The organism is Pseudomonas sp. 5.2 (genome assembly GCF_059025405.1).
In genome coordinates, this window is sequence record NZ_JBYBHH010000012.1 from 51,958 (window position 1) to 65,726 (window position 13,769).

At 63.6% G+C, this 13,769-nt stretch carries 13 protein-coding genes; 9 read left to right on the forward strand and 4 right to left on the reverse strand.

What is annotated here, in order from left to right; all coding sequences use genetic code 11:
* The first annotated feature begins 243 nt into the window (after positions 1-243).
* The 4 genes from AC5PZ0_RS18510 to lnt are packed head-to-tail and all read left to right on the forward strand — an operon-like array spanning position 244 to position 4,099.
* A complete protein-coding gene (locus tag AC5PZ0_RS18510; RefSeq protein ID WP_027592626.1) occupies positions 244-1,242 on the forward strand; it encodes a PhoH family protein in 999 nt (332 codons plus the stop codon).
* Positions 1,235-1,708: an rRNA maturation RNase YbeY gene (gene ybeY / locus AC5PZ0_RS18515; RefSeq protein WP_027592625.1), complete on the forward strand. Its 474-nt coding sequence runs from the start codon at positions 1,235-1,237 to the stop codon at positions 1,706-1,708. The genes AC5PZ0_RS18510 and ybeY overlap by 8 nt, the downstream gene beginning before the upstream one ends.
* Before the next feature lie 25 nt (positions 1,709-1,733).
* Positions 1,734-2,573, forward strand: coding sequence for a CorC family transporter (locus AC5PZ0_RS18520; protein WP_027592624.1), 840 nt, complete (start codon positions 1,734-1,736; stop codon positions 2,571-2,573).
* 8 nt (positions 2,574-2,581) lie between these two features.
* The gene (gene lnt, locus AC5PZ0_RS18525) at positions 2,582-4,099 is read left to right on the forward strand and encodes an apolipoprotein N-acyltransferase (RefSeq protein ID WP_493855479.1); all 1,518 of its coding nucleotides are present in this window, start codon (positions 2,582-2,584) and stop codon (positions 4,097-4,099) included.
* A 123-nt stretch (positions 4,100-4,222) separates the two neighbouring features.
* Here the strand turns inward: lnt and AC5PZ0_RS18530 are convergent, their stop codons facing one another.
* On the reverse strand, positions 4,223-4,984 hold the full coding sequence (locus AC5PZ0_RS18530; RefSeq protein WP_252825949.1) for a YdcF family protein: 762 nt from the start codon (positions 4,982-4,984) through the stop codon (positions 4,223-4,225).
* A gap of 132 nt (positions 4,985-5,116) precedes the next feature.
* Complete coding sequence (locus AC5PZ0_RS18535; RefSeq protein ID WP_027592621.1) at positions 5,117-5,431, reverse strand: hypothetical protein; 315 nt, start codon at positions 5,429-5,431, stop codon at positions 5,117-5,119.
* 227 nt (positions 5,432-5,658) lie between these two features.
* Between AC5PZ0_RS18535 and leuS the strand changes: the two genes are divergently transcribed.
* From leuS to AC5PZ0_RS18560, 5 genes are all read left to right on the forward strand, one after another.
* Positions 5,659-8,265: a leucine--tRNA ligase gene (leuS, locus tag AC5PZ0_RS18540; RefSeq protein ID WP_275747613.1), complete on the forward strand. Its 2,607-nt coding sequence runs from the start codon at positions 5,659-5,661 to the stop codon at positions 8,263-8,265.
* A gap of 60 nt (positions 8,266-8,325) precedes the next feature.
* Positions 8,326-8,931 (forward strand): LPS-assembly lipoprotein LptE, encoded by a 606-nt coding sequence (locus AC5PZ0_RS18545; RefSeq protein WP_186677453.1) that lies wholly within the window; start codon positions 8,326-8,328, stop codon positions 8,929-8,931.
* A gap of 38 nt (positions 8,932-8,969) precedes the next feature.
* Positions 8,970-10,007 (forward strand): DNA polymerase III subunit delta, encoded by a 1,038-nt coding sequence (gene holA / locus AC5PZ0_RS18550; protein ID WP_493855480.1) that lies wholly within the window; start codon positions 8,970-8,972, stop codon positions 10,005-10,007.
* 91 nt (positions 10,008-10,098) lie between these two features.
* Positions 10,099-10,263, forward strand: coding sequence for an alternative ribosome rescue factor ArfA (gene arfA, locus AC5PZ0_RS18555; protein ID WP_016501800.1), 165 nt, complete (start codon positions 10,099-10,101; stop codon positions 10,261-10,263).
* Between the two features lie 60 nt (positions 10,264-10,323).
* Complete coding sequence (locus AC5PZ0_RS18560) at positions 10,324-11,643, forward strand: lytic murein transglycosylase (protein WP_027592617.1); 1,320 nt, start codon at positions 10,324-10,326, stop codon at positions 11,641-11,643.
* Between the two features lie 83 nt (positions 11,644-11,726).
* On the opposite strand, the gene AC5PZ0_RS18565 is transcribed toward AC5PZ0_RS18560, so the two are convergent.
* Together AC5PZ0_RS18565 and lipA are read right to left on the reverse strand one after the other, a co-directional pair.
* Positions 11,727-12,665 carry a S66 peptidase family protein gene (locus AC5PZ0_RS18565; RefSeq protein WP_493855481.1) on the reverse strand — a complete coding sequence of 313 codons (939 nt, stop codon included), beginning with the start codon at positions 12,663-12,665 and terminating at the stop codon, positions 11,727-11,729.
* Positions 12,666-12,751: 86 nt separating this feature from the next.
* On the reverse strand, positions 12,752-13,768 hold the full coding sequence (gene lipA, locus AC5PZ0_RS18570; protein WP_027592615.1) for a lipoyl synthase: 1,017 nt from the start codon (positions 13,766-13,768) through the stop codon (positions 12,752-12,754).
* Position 13,769 lies beyond the last annotated feature (1 nt).

A 13,769-nucleotide genomic window follows, 5' to 3' on the forward strand; every position in this document is an offset into this window, starting at 1 on the left:
ATGCGTAAGAAAAGGTGCGCATCATAGCAGTGCCGGCCTCTTCGCGGGTAAACCCGCTCCCACAGGTATGCACCCACCTGCAAAACGGTTCAGTACCTGTGGGAGCGGGCTTGCCCGCGAAGGGGCCAGAACAGGCACTACATACCTTGTGCCAACCCTTGATCGTTTCAGTGCTTTCGCCACTGCCATTCAAGGGTTATTCTTGAGCTCACACCCATTGCCGTCGGGCGGCTAAAAACGACCTTGAACGCACCCATAGAACCTCATCGTTTCATCCTCGAACCTTTCGAGGCCCACCGTTTCGCCAACTTGTGCGGCCAGTTCGACGAGCACCTGCGCCTCATCGAGCAACGCCTGGCCATCGAGATCCGCAACCGCGGCAATCAGTTCGAACTGATCGGCGAACCCAAGACCACCTCCGCTGCCGAGCAACTGCTGCGCCGCCTCTACCGCGAGGCCAAGGCCACCGACTTGTCGCCAGAAACGGTCCACCTGTACCTGCAGGAATCGACCGTCGAGAACATCGACAACCCGGCGGTCAACGAGGTCAGCGTCTCGTTGCGCACGCGCAAGGGCAACATTCGCCCGCGCGGTGTCAACCAGCAGCGGTACGTCAAGGAAATCCTGGCCAACGACATCAACTTCGGCATCGGCCCGGCCGGTACCGGCAAGACGTACCTGGCCGTGGCCTGTGCCGTAGATGCCCTGGAGCGCGAGCAAGTGCGCCGCATCCTGCTGGTACGCCCAGCAGTCGAAGCGGGCGAAAAGCTCGGCTTCCTGCCCGGTGACCTGGCACAGAAGATCGACCCGTACCTGCGCCCGCTGTACGACGCCCTGTACGAAATGCTGGGCTTCGAACACGTGGCCAAGCTGATCGAGCGCCAGGTGATCGAGATCGCCCCGCTGGCCTACATGCGTGGCCGTACCCTGAACAACAGCTTCATCATCCTCGACGAAAGCCAGAACACCACGCTCGAGCAGATGAAGATGTTCCTCACCCGCATCGGCTTCGGCTCGACGGCGGTGATCACCGGTGACATCACCCAGGTCGACCTGCCCCGTGGCACGAAGTCGGGCCTGGCGCACGTGATCGAGGTGCTCCGGGACGTTCCGGGTATCAGCTTTACCCATTTCCAACCCAAAGATGTGGTTCGTCACCCACTGGTGCAACGCATCGTCGAGGCCTACGACCGCTTCGAAGGCCGTCAGGCCAAGCCAGAGGCACCCGGCAAAGATGCTTGAACTTGACTTGCAACGGGCCACGGACGCCGCCGCCCCTGACGATGCTGCCTTCCGCCGCTGGTGCGAGCTGGCCCTGCGCCAGCGCAGCGCCGACTCGGAGATGACCATCCGCCTGGTCGACGAAGCCGAAGGCCGCGAGCTGAACCACACCTACCGGCACAAGGACTACGCGACCAATGTGCTGTCGTTCCCGGCCGACGTGCCTGATGACCTGCTCGATATCCCCCTGCTGGGCGACCTGGTGATCTGCGTGGCGGTGGTCGAGCGCGAGGCCGCCGAACAGGGCAAAACCCTGGAAGCCCACTGGGCGCACCTGGTCATCCACGGCTGCCTGCACTTGCTCGGCTACGACCACATCGACGATGACGAAGCCGAGGAAATGGAAGCCCTGGAACGAGAATTGCTGGCAGAACTGGGTCACCCTGACCCGTATGCCGACGATGAAGACGAAACCATCACACACTGATACTGCAAGGATCACGAGAACCGCCATGAGCGAAGATCGATCGAGCAACGGGCAAAAGTCCTGGCTGGGTAAACTGACCCAGGCTTTTGCCCATGAGCCGAAAAACCGCCAGGAGCTCCTTGAGCTGCTGCGCGAAGCCCATCAGAACAAGCTGCTCGACAGCGAAGCGCTGACCATTGTCGAAGGCGCTATCCAGGTTGCTGACCTGCAGGTGCGCGACATCATGGTGCCGCGCTCGCAAATGATCAGCATCAAGGCCAGCCAATCGCCTCGCGAGTTCCTGCCGGCGGTGATCGACGCCGCGCACTCGCGCTACCCGGTGATCGGCGAAAGCCACGATGATGTGCTGGGCATCCTGCTCGCCAAGGACCTGCTGCCGCTGATCCTCAAAGAGAACGGCGACAGCTTCAACATCAAGGACCTGCTGCGCCCGGCCACCTTCGTGCCGGAGTCCAAGCGCCTGAACGTGCTGCTGCGCGAGTTCCGCGCCAACCATAACCACATGGCCGTCGTCATCGACGAATACGGCGGTGTGGCAGGCCTGGTGACCATCGAGGACGTGCTCGAACAGATCGTCGGTGACATCGAGGACGAACACGACGTCGAGGAAGACAGCTACATCAAGCCGCTGCCCAGCGGCGACTTCCTGGTCAAGGCGCTGACCCCGATCGAGAACTTCAACGAGTTCTTCGACAGCACCTTCTCCGATGACGAATTCGACACCGTGGGCGGCCTGGTGATGAGCGCGTTCGGGCACCTGCCCAAGCGCAACGAAACCACCGAGATCGGTGCCTACAAGTTCCGCATTCTCAATGCCGACAGCCGGCGGATTCACCTGCTGCGCCTGACACCGATCACCCGCTAAGGACAATCATGCGTTGGATCACCCGCCCCGGCTGGCCCGGTAACCTGCTGGCCATGGCGGCCGGCGCTTCCACCCTCCTGGCCCTGGCGCCGTTCAACATCTGGCCGCTGGCCCTGTTGTCCATCGCCCTGCTTTACCTTGGCCTGCGCGAGCTCAGCCCGCGCCAGGCCATGGGCCGCGGCTGGTGTTTCGGCTTTGGCCTGTACGGCGCCGGCACCTGGTGGATCTACGTCAGCATGAACACCTACGGCGGCGCTTCGCCGCTGCTGGCGATCCTGCTGCTGCTGGCCTTCTTCGCCGCCCTTGCCTGGTTCTTCGCCCTGCCCACGTGGCTATGGGCGCGCTGGCTGCGGCGCAACGAGGCGCCGCTGGCCGATGCCTTGTGCTTCGCTGCCCTGTGGCTGTTGCAAGAGGCCTTCCGGGGCTGGTTCCTGACCGGCTTCCCCTGGCTTTATGCGGGCTACAGCCAGCTCGATGGCCCCTTGGCGGGCTTGGCGCCGCTAGGCGGCGTGTGGCTGATTTCCTTCACCCTGGCGCTTAGCGCTGCCTTGCTGTGCAACCTGCATCGGCTACGCGCCCGGCCCTCGTTCCTGGCCGTCGCCGGCGTGCTGCTGCTCGCCCCCTGGGTACTGGGCATGGCCCTCAAGGGGCACGCCTGGACCAAGCCTGCGGGTGATCCGCTCAAGGTGGCCGCCATCCAAGGCAACGTCGAGCAGGAGGTGAAATGGGACCCCGCGCACATCGACGCTCAGCTGGCGCTGTACCGCGACATGACCTTCACCTCGAAGCCCGTAGACCTGCTGATCTGGCCCGAAACCGCGGTGCCGGTGCTCAAGGACCAGGCCCAGGGCTACATCGACGTGATGGGCCGCTTTGCCGCCGAGCGGCATTCGGCGTTGATTACCGGCGTCCCCGTACGTGAGGTGGTGCACCACCAACGCCGCTATTACAACGGCATCACCGTGACCGGCGAAGGCGACGGCACCTACCTCAAGCAGAAACTGGTGCCGTTTGGCGAGTATGTGCCGCTGCAAGACATGCTGCGTGGCGCGATCGAGTTCTTCAACCTGCCCATGTCGGACTTTGCCCGGGGCCCCGAAGACCAGCCGCTGTTGCAGGCCAAGGGTTACCAGATCGCGCCGTACATCTGCTACGAAGTGGTCTACCCCGAGTTCGCGGCGAGCCTGTCGGCGCGCAGCGACCTGTTGCTGACCATCAGCAACGACACCTGGTTCGGCACCTCCATCGGCCCCCTGCAACACCTGCAGATGGCGCAGATGCGGGCACTGGAAGCCGGCCGCTGGATGATCCGCGCCACCAACAACGGCATAACCGCGCTGATTGACCCGTTCGGGCGCATTACCACGCAAATTCCGCAGTTCCAGCAGGCGGTGCTGTATGGCGAGGTAGTGCCGATGCAGCAATTGACACCTTACCTGCAGTGGCGCTCGTGGCCGCTGGCGATCCTCTGTGTGCTGTTGCTGGGCTGGGCGTTGCTGGCCGGGCGCATCGCCAAGACCGTTTGAGTTCTCCTGCACCGGCCTCTTCGCGGGTAAACCCGCTCCCACAAGCACCATTGCTCCAGGGCGCAGTTGCAAAATGTGGGAGCGGGCTTGCCCCGCGAAGAGGCCGGCACAGGCAACCTAGATTCAATAGAACACCCGATACCCCACCAACCCCACCGCCTCATTCAGCAACTGCCCGCTCTGCCACATCGCCCGGCTCTCTGGCAGCAACCCGGCAAACGGCCGGGCATGATCACGCCCCAGGAACCCCATCGGCGCTGGCACCACCTCGAACCCCGCCTGCTCAAAGCTGAAACGCGAACGCTGCATGTGCCAGGCCTGGGTCACCACCACCACACGACGAATACCCAGCGGCTGCAGAATATCCGCCGTGAACCGCGCATTTTCCCAGGTGGTACGGCTGCCCTCCTCTTGCCACTTCACCTCGACGCCAAAGTCTTCACGCAAGCGATCGGCCATCAACCGCGCCTCGCTCGGCGGCGTACCGTAGTGCAAGCCACCGCTGGTCAGCACCGGCAACCCCGACGCCTTGGCCAGCCGCGCAGCAAAGCGCATGCGCTCAAGGGCCGTTGCCGTAGGCTGGTCATCCCCACCCCAGGCCGGGTCACCGCGCTCACGCCCGGCACCTAGCACGACGATGGCATCCGCCCTGCCGGCAAGACCCGCCCACTCGCTGACCTGCAAAGGCGGTTCGGTTTCCAGCAACCGTGCCGACTCCTGCACCACCAGCGGCAAACTCATCAGCCACAGGCCACCCAGCCCCACTGCAAAGCACAGCGCCGCCAGCCGCGGGCGGCGGGTACGCAGCCACCAGGCGGCCAGCAGCAGCAGGAACAGGACGCCCGGCGGCATCAGCCATTGCTTGATGAAGAATCGAATGGGCATCGGCTACACCTCCATGGAAGGCGTGCAGCCTAAGAGGATCGACGCCGGGCAACAAGTGTGCGGCCGGCGACAATCGTGAGAAGTGTATTGAAGAACCGGCGCGCGATGGCCTGCGCCTGGCGTCCTGAACGGCTAACGATGCGGCAGCGTCCTGGATCTCGCCGTGCTGGCGGGGCGTTTCTTGTCCTTGAGCCAGATGATCTTGGCCGATGTCGGCTCCGCTTGCGGGTAACTGCCGGCACAGGCATTTTGGCGCTCCGGAAGGGATTCCAGGTAGGCCTTGATCACTTCGAACTCTGCGTGGCTAAGGCCGCGCAACTCCAGCTCGGCTGGACTCTCGTCGCGCAATCGTACCGACGTCCGGGCAACTTCCAATGCCAGGCCAAGGCGGTCGATCAGGCGTTCGTAAAGCTCCGGTTTGATTGCGGGTAGCTGCGTCTCTCCCATCCGTTCACCTCATTGAAGATAAAAATATCTCCCCCCACACCTGAGCTTAGCGTCACTCTAAAAAGCAGCCGTTTGCCGCGACCAGCGGGCATTCGCAATCAAGGTTTCCCACGATGCGCAGCGCTGCTGTATGCTACGGCGTTCACTCTAAACGACACCGGAGTACCGGTTGCAGCGAGGTTCCGCTGCCTGGAACAAGGTCTCTTCTCTCTCAGCCAAAAGTAGCCATGCACGAACAATACACGCCCCGTGATATCGAAGCCGCCGCCCAGAACTTCTGGGACGAGCAACAATCGTTCGCTGTTACCGAACAGCCAGGCAAAGACACCTACTATTGCCTATCGATGTTCCCGTACCCGAGCGGCAAGCTACACATGGGCCACGTGCGCAACTACACCATCGGTGACGTGATTGCCCGCTACCAGCGCATGCTGGGCAAAAACGTCCTGCAGCCGATGGGCTGGGACGCTTTCGGCATGCCCGCGGAAAACGCGGCGATGAAAAACAACGTCGCCCCGGCCAAGTGGACGTACGAAAACATCGACTACATGAAGACTCAGCTCAAGAGCCTGGGCCTGGCCATCGATTGGGCACGTGAAGTCACCACCTGCAAGCCGGACTACTACCGCTGGGAACAGTGGCTGTTCACCCGCCTGTTCGAAAAGGGCGTCATCTACCGCAAGAACGGTACCGTGAACTGGGACCCGGCCGACCAGACCGTGCTCGCCAACGAGCAGGTCATCGACGGCCGCGGCTGGCGTTCGGGCGCGCTGATTGAAAAGCGCGAAATCCCGATGTACTACTTCCGCATCACCGACTACGCCGACGAGTTGCTCGAGAGCCTCGACGAGCTGCCGGGCTGGCCTGAACAGGTCAAGACCATGCAGCGCAACTGGATCGGCAAATCGCGCGGCATGGAAGTCCAATTCCCGTTCGACCAGGCCAGCATCGGCCACGAAGGCGCCCTCAAGGTCTTCACCACCCGTCCTGACACGCTGATGGGCGCCACCTACGTCGCCGTCGCCGCCGAACACCCGCTGGCCACCCAGGCTGCCCAAGGCAACCCGGCGCTGCAGGCGTTCATCGACGAGTGCAAGAGCGGCAGCGTCGCCGAGGCCGACATGGCCACCCAAGAGAAGAAGGGCATGCCCACTTCCCTGCTGGTAGAACACCCGCTTACCGGCGAGAAACTGCCGGTCTGGGTCGCCAACTACGTGCTGATGCACTACGGCGACGGCGCCGTGATGGCCGTGCCGGCCCACGACGAGCGCGACTTCGAGTTCGCCCACAAGTACAACCTGCCGGTCAAGGCCGTGGTGCGCACCAGCGCTGGCGATGAAGTCGGCAACGAGTGGCAGGCTGCCTACGGCGAGCATGGCCAACTGATCAATTCCGGCGAGTTCGACGGCCTGGACTTCGCCGGCGCCTTCGACGCCATCGAAGCCGCCCTGATCCGCAAGGAGCTCGGCAAGTCGCGCACCCAGTTCCGCCTGCGCGACTGGGGCATCAGCCGTCAGCGCTACTGGGGCTGCCCGATCCCGATCATCCACTGCCCGTCCTGCGGCGACGTGCCGGTGCCGGAAGACCAGCTGCCGGTCACCCTGCCAGAAAACGTGGTACCGGACGGTGCCGGCTCGCCGCTGGCGCGCATGCCCGAGTTCTACGAATGCACCTGCCCGAAATGCGGCACGGCGGCCAAGCGCGAAACCGACACCATGGACACCTTCGTCGAGTCGTCCTGGTACTTCGCCCGCTACGCCTCGCCAAACTACGACCAAGGCCTGGTCGACCCTAAAGCCGCCAACCACTGGCTGCCGGTCGACCAGTACATCGGCGGTATTGAGCACGCGATCCTGCACCTGCTGTACGCGCGCTTCTTCCACAAGCTGATGCGTGACGAAGGCCTGGTCACCTCGAACGAGCCGTTCAAGAACCTGTTGACCCAGGGCATGGTGGTCGCCGAGACCTACTACCGCGTTGCCAGCAACGGCGGCAAGGACTGGTTCAACCCGGCCGACGTCGAGATCGAACGTGACGCCAAGGCCAAGATCATTGGCGCCCGCCTGAAGACCGACGGCCTGCCGGTGGAAATCGGCGGCACCGAGAAGATGTCGAAGTCGAAGAACAACGGCGTCGACCCGCAATCGATGATCGAAGCCTACGGCGCCGATACCTGCCGCCTGTTCATGATGTTCGCATCGCCGCCCGACATGAGCCTGGAGTGGTCCGATTCCGGCGTCGAAGGCGCAAGCCGCTTCCTGCGCCGTGTCTGGCGTTTGGCCCAAGGCCACGTCAACCAGGGCCTGCCGGGCAAGCTGGATGTCGCCACGCTGGACGACGCGCAAAAGGTCATCCGCCGCGCCATCCACGCCGCGATCAAGCAGGCCAGCACCGACGTGGGCCAGTACCACAAGTTCAACACCGCCATCGCCCAGGTGATGACCGTGATGAACGTCCTGGAAAAGGCCCCGCAAGCCACCGAACAGGACCGTGCCCTGCTGCAGGAAGGCCTTGAAGCCGTCACCCTGCTGCTGGCGCCGATCACCCCGCACATCTCCCACGAACTGTGGAAGGCGCTGGGCCACGACCAGGCGGTCATCGATGCTGGCTGGCCAGCCGTCGACGAGAGCGCACTGGTACAGGACAGCATCGTCCTGGTGGTGCAGGTCAACGGCAAGCTGCGTGGCCAGGTCGAAATGCCGGCCGCCGCCAGCCGCGAGGAAATCGAAGCCGCCGCCCGCAGCAACGAGAATGTCCTGCGCTTCATCGATGGCCTGACCATCCGCAAGGTCATCGTGGTACCGGGCAAGCTGGTCAACATCGTCGCCAATTGATGGCACGCCCGCCCGCAGGTTCTGCGGGCGGGCGGTACAGGCCCAAGAGGGAGCAACAACATGATCAAACGCAATCTGCTGGTAATCGGCCTGGCCGTCGTGCTCAGCGCCTGCGGTTTCCAGCTGCGTGGCACCGGCACCACCGAGCTGAGCGTCAAAGAGATGGACGTCAGCGCGCGCAATGCCTATGGCGAAACCGTGACCCAGCTGCGTCAGGTTCTGGAGCGTAACGGCGTCAACCTGCACGCGGGCGCACCTTACCGCCTGGTGCTGACCAACGAGCAGGAAAACGAACGCGCCGCGACCTACACCGGTGGCAGCCGCTCGGCCGAGTACGAGCTGACCACGGTACTGAACTACAGCATCCAGGGCCTGAACAACCTGGAACTGCTCAGCGACAAACTGGAAATGCGCAAGGTCTACGTGCGTGACGGTTCCAACATCACCGGTTCCGAGCAGGAAGCCAAACGGGCACGTGACGAAATGCGCCGCGACCTGGTCAACGCCATGGTCGTACGCCTGCAGATGCTGACCCCGACGCAACTCGACGAGCTGCAGCGTAAAGCCGACGAGCGCGCCCAGGCTGAAGCCGCCGCGCTGGAAGCGGCACGCCGTCAGCAGGCGGAAACGCCTCAGCAGTCGCCACTGGAAGTTCCGGGCAACTGAGCCCGTGCGGGGCACCTTAGGTGCCCCGCCTGTTTCCGATGAAACTCGCCCCCGCCCAACTCAACAAGCACCTGCAAGGCGCCCTGGCACCGGTTTACGTGGTCAGCGGCGACGACCCATTGCTGTGCCAGGAAGCCGCTGATGCCATACGCGGCGCCGCACGCCAGCAAGGTTTCGACGAACGCCAGGTGTTCAGCGCCGACGCCAATTTCGACTGGGGCACCTTGCTCCAAGCGGGCGCCAGCCTGTCGCTGTTCGCCCAGCGCCGCCTGCTGGAACTGCGCTTGCCCTCCGGCAAGCCCGGTGACAAGGGTGCTGCCGCCTTGATGGAATACTGTGCCAGGCCGGCCGAAGACACGCTGCTGCTGATCAGCCTGCCCAAGCTCGACGGCAGCGCGCAGAAGACCAAGTGGGGCAAGGCCCTGATCGAAGGCGCCCATTGCCAGTTCATCCAGATCTGGCCGGTGGATGCGCATCAGTTGCCGCAGTGGATCAACCAGCGGCTGTCGCAGGCAGGCCTTTCGGCTCAACGCGATGCCGTGGACCTGATCGCCGCCCGGGTCGAAGGCAACCTGCTGGCTGCCGCCCAGGAAATCGAAAAACTCAAGCTGCTGGCCGAGGGCAACCAGATCACCGTCGAGACCGTACAGGCGGCAGTCGCCGACAGCGCCCGCTTCGATGTCTTCGGCCTGGTCGATGCCATTCTCAATGGCGAAGCCGCGCACGCCCTGCGCATGCTTGAAGGCCTGCGCGGCGAAGGCGTGGAGCCGCCGGTGATTCTGTGGGCACTGGCGCGCGAACTGCGCCAACTGGCCGGGCTGGCCCAACAGTTCAGCCAGGGCGTGCCGCTGGACAAGGCCTTCAGCCAGGCGCGGCCACCGGTGTGGGATAAACGCCGCCCACTGGTCAGCAAAGCCCTGCAGCGCCTCTCCGCGCAACGCTGGGCCCAGCTGTTGCAGGATGCCCAGCGGATCGATGCGCAGATCAAGGGGCAGGCCGAGGGTTCGCCCTGGACCGGGCTGGCACGGCTGTCGCTGCTGATGGCCGGGCAGCGGCTGGCACTCCCGCCCGAGTAATCATCAAACAACCATATACACAATCAATTGGCCCTCCCCCACCCAGCGGCCTACAGTGCGCCCCGAAAGCCACCCATCGGGAATCCGCACCATGAGCAAAAAACCGAAGAAGCACGGGCCCAACAAGGCCAAGTCGATCGTCGCCCAGCCACTGTTCCGCTGCCGCCAGGAACAACCGGACAAGGGCAAAGGCAGCTACCGCCGCGAAGCCTTCCAATCGAGAGATTGGGAGGCTTCTTACTTTTTGGCGGCATGAAAGCATCGAAAGCGCAGGCATGGTATGGTCGTCACCTGACCTGAAATTCTGGATCTGTGCATGCTCCTCAGCCTTCTCCCCCGTTGGAAATCCCGCCAGCTGATCGCGGCCTCCAGCTTCATCCTGCTCGTCGCCTGCGCGGAAAAACCCACCGCCGCCGATGCCTTGCCGCTGGCACCTGCCCAGCCCGCCCCGGTGGTGAATGTGCCTGGTGCAACGCCCGACGCCAGCGCTACTGAGATCCAGCCCCTGCAAACCTTCGCGCAATGGCAGGCTGGCTTCCGCCAACAAGCCTTGCAGGCTGGCATTTCGCCAAACACCTTCGACCGTGCATTCCTCGGTGTCACCCCCGACATGGACGTGATCAAGGCCGACCGCAGCCAGCCAGAATTCACCCGCCCGGTGTGGGAATACCTGGAAGGCGCACTGTCGCCACTGCGCGTGCGCAACGGCAAGAAGCTGATGGAGCAGAATGCAGAACTGTTGACCCGCATCGAGCAACGTTATGGCGTAGACCGCCAAGTGCTGGTTTCGGTCTGGGGCATGGAGAGCAACTTCGGCCAGTTCCAGGGCAGCAAGTCGGTCATTCGCTCACTGGCGACCCTGGCCTACGAAGGCCGCCGCCCCCAATTCGCCCAAGACCAGCTGATTGCCGCCCTGCAAATCCTGCAGAACGGTGATATCCAGCCAGAGGCCATGCGTGGCTCGTGGGCTGGCGCCATGGGCCAGACCCAGTTCATCCCGACCACTTACAACACCCATGCAGTGGATTTCGACGGTGATGGCCGCCGGGATATCTGGAACAGCACCCCCGATGCTCTGGCCTCCACAGCGCACTACCTGCAGAGCTCTGGCTGGAAACGCGGCCAGCCTTGGGGCTTTGAAGTGCAAGTGCCGGCCGGGTTCGACTTCTGGCTGGCCGACGGGTCGCTGCGCAAGCCGGTGAGCGAGTGGCTGCAACTGGGCGTGAAGCTGCCAGCCGGTACTCAGCTGCCCGCCAACAGCAATCAGCTGTCTGCCGCCCTGCTGCTGCCTGCAGGTGCACGCGGCCCGGCGTTCCTGGTGCTGGACAACTTCCGCGCCATCCTCAAGTACAACAACTCGTCATCCTACGCACTGGCCGTAAGCCTGCTGGGTGACCGGTTCTCGGGCTGGGGCTTCATTGCCGGCAGCTGGCCAAAAGAAGACCTGCCTTTGAGCCGCAGCGAGCGCATGGAGCTGCAACACCTGCTCAACGCTAGTGGGCATGACGCGGGCAATGCCGATGGCATCATTGGCGCCAACACCCGCAAGGCCATTCGCAATGCCCAGCAGGGGTTGGGATGGCCGGCGGATGGGTACCCGACGCACAAGTTGCTCGAGAGCCTGCGTCAGCAGTAATACCCTTGCGGCCGTTCGCGGGTGAACCCGCTCCTGTAGGAGCTGGCTTGCCTGCGATGGGCTGCAAAGCAGCCCCGACAATCTCAAGCCTTGAACAAATCCTGCTGCAACACCAGCCTCATCTCCCCACTGTCCAGCACCACCTCAGCCCCCAGCGGCAAGCACACGTTCGGATCACAATGCCCACTGCGCCACCCGGCCAGCACCGGCACGCCCAGGGGCCCGAAAATGTCCTGCAGCAGCGGCGTCAACGCCGCCACGGTGATCCCGGCAAAATCCCCCACCAGCACCCCCTTTACCCCCGCAAGCTTGCCCGCCAGGCGCAACTGGGTCAGCAAACGATCCACCCTGAACAACGGCTCGTTGACGTCTTCGATAAACAGAATGCAGCCCTGCGTATCGATCTCTGCCACCGTCCCCAGGGTCGCCCCCAGCATCGACAGGTTGCCCCCCAGTAAACGCCCGCGGGCAACCCCCGGCACCACGCAGCTCAACGCAAAGTCGGCCGGGTGCGCGATCGCATCGCCTGCACCCACCTGCCCAATCAGTTGCGCCAGCAGCGACGACTCGGTCGGCTCGAGTTTGGCGCCCAACAGGTCGGCATTCAGCATCGCCCCATGGAAGGTCAGTAACCCGGCTTTGCGCTGGATAGCCGTGTGCAGCGCCGTGATGTCGCTGTAGCCGATCAGCGGCTTGGGGTTGCAACGGATCAGGTCAAAGTCGAGGCTGTCGAGCAGGCGCATGCTGCCATAGCCGCCGCGCATGCACAGGATGGCGTCGATGGCCGGGTCAGCAAAAGCATCGTGCAGGTCCTGCAGCCGCTGTTGATCAGATCCCGCCAGGTAGCCCTGCGCCTGCTCAACGCCCGGGTAGATACGGCAGCGGTAGCCACGCTCGGTGAACCACTGGCTGGCCTTTTGCGCATCCAGCCGCGCCGGCCCGGCCGGGGCGACGATGGCAAAGCAGGCGTTCTCCCCCAGGGCAGCGGGCAGTCGGGATTCAAAGGTTTCGGCGCAATTCATCGCAACTCCTTGCAGTGCAGGGCACACAAACAAAAATGCCGATGCCGCCTTTCGGCGCGCATCGGCACGGGTGCTTCAGACCAGGCTCAGAGCTTGATCTTGGCTTCGTGAGCCTGCTGGTCAGCGTGGTACGAAGAACGCACCAGCGGGCCGGAAGCCACGTTCTTGAAGCCCATCTTGTAGCCTTCTTCGGCGAACCAGGCGAAGGTATCCGGGTGCACGAAACGCTGTACCGGCAAGTGGCTGCGCGACGGCTGCAGGTACTGGCCGAGGGTCAGCATGTCGATGTCATGCTCGCGCATGCGGTGCATCACTTCGATGACTTCTTCGTCGGTCTCGCCCAGGCCGAGCATCAGGCCCGATTTGGTCGGTACGTGCGGGACCATCTGCTTGAACTTCTGCAGCAGGTCCAGCGACCAGTCGTAGTCCGACCCGGGACGCGCGGCCTTGTACAGGCGCGGTACGGTTTCCAGGTTGTGGTTGAAGACATCCGGCGGCTCTTGCGCGGTAATCTCCAGGGCCACGTCCATACGGCCACGGTAGTCCGGGACCAGGGTTTCCAACTGCACGCCCGGCGACAAGGCGCGGATCTCGCGGATGCAGTCGGCAAAGTGCTGGGCACCGCCATCACGCAGGTCGTCGCGGTCCACCGAGGTGATCACCACGTACTTCAGGCGCAGGTCGGCGATGGCGACGGCGAGGTTCTTCGGCTCATCGAGGTCCAGTGGCTTCGGTCGGCCGTGGCCAACGTCGCAGAATGGGCAACGACGGGTGCAGATGTCACCCATGATCATGAAGGTCGCGGTACCGCCCGAGAAGCACTCGCCCAGGTTCGGGCAGGAAGCCTCTTCGCAGACGCTGTGCAGCTTGTGCTTGCGCAGCAGTTGCTTGATGCGGTCTACCTCGGGCGAGACCGGGATGCGCACGCGGATCCAGTCAGGCTTTTTCGGCAGTTCATCGGTAGGGATGATCTTTACCGGGATACGCGCGACCTTGTCGGCACCACGCAGTTTGACCCCAGCTTCCACCTTCTTCGGCGCTGGGCGCGGGGTGGCATCCTGGGTAGGTATCAGGTTCGGCACGGCTTCTTGCACAGTTGTCATA

What these genes read in the sequence shown, in the direction of transcription:
- ybeY (WP_027592625.1), top strand. Translation starts at nt 1,235, where the DNA reads ATGCTTGAACTTGACTTGCAACGGGCCACGGACGCCGCCGCCCCTGAC.
- AC5PZ0_RS18520 (WP_027592624.1), top strand. Translation starts at nt 1,734, where the DNA reads ATGAGCGAAGATCGATCGAGCAACGGGCAAAAGTCCTGGCTGGGTAAA.
- lnt (WP_493855479.1), top strand. Translation starts at nt 2,582, where the DNA reads ATGCGTTGGATCACCCGCCCCGGCTGGCCCGGTAACCTGCTGGCCATG.
- AC5PZ0_RS18530 (WP_252825949.1), bottom strand. Translation starts at nt 4,984, where the DNA reads ATGCCCATTCGATTCTTCATCAAGCAATGGCTGATGCCGCCGGGCGTC.
- AC5PZ0_RS18535 (WP_027592621.1), bottom strand. Translation starts at nt 5,431, where the DNA reads ATGGGAGAGACGCAGCTACCCGCAATCAAACCGGAGCTTTACGAACGC.
- leuS (WP_275747613.1), top strand. Translation starts at nt 5,659, where the DNA reads ATGCACGAACAATACACGCCCCGTGATATCGAAGCCGCCGCCCAGAAC.
- AC5PZ0_RS18545 (WP_186677453.1), top strand. Translation starts at nt 8,326, where the DNA reads ATGATCAAACGCAATCTGCTGGTAATCGGCCTGGCCGTCGTGCTCAGC.
- holA (WP_493855480.1), top strand. Translation starts at nt 8,970, where the DNA reads ATGAAACTCGCCCCCGCCCAACTCAACAAGCACCTGCAAGGCGCCCTG.
- arfA (WP_016501800.1), top strand. Translation starts at nt 10,099, where the DNA reads ATGAGCAAAAAACCGAAGAAGCACGGGCCCAACAAGGCCAAGTCGATC.
- AC5PZ0_RS18560 (WP_027592617.1), top strand. Translation starts at nt 10,324, where the DNA reads ATGCTCCTCAGCCTTCTCCCCCGTTGGAAATCCCGCCAGCTGATCGCG.
- AC5PZ0_RS18565 (WP_493855481.1), bottom strand. Translation starts at nt 12,665, where the DNA reads ATGAATTGCGCCGAAACCTTTGAATCCCGACTGCCCGCTGCCCTGGGG.
- lipA (WP_027592615.1), bottom strand. Translation starts at nt 13,768, where the DNA reads ATGACAACTGTGCAAGAAGCCGTGCCGAACCTGATACCTACCCAGGAT.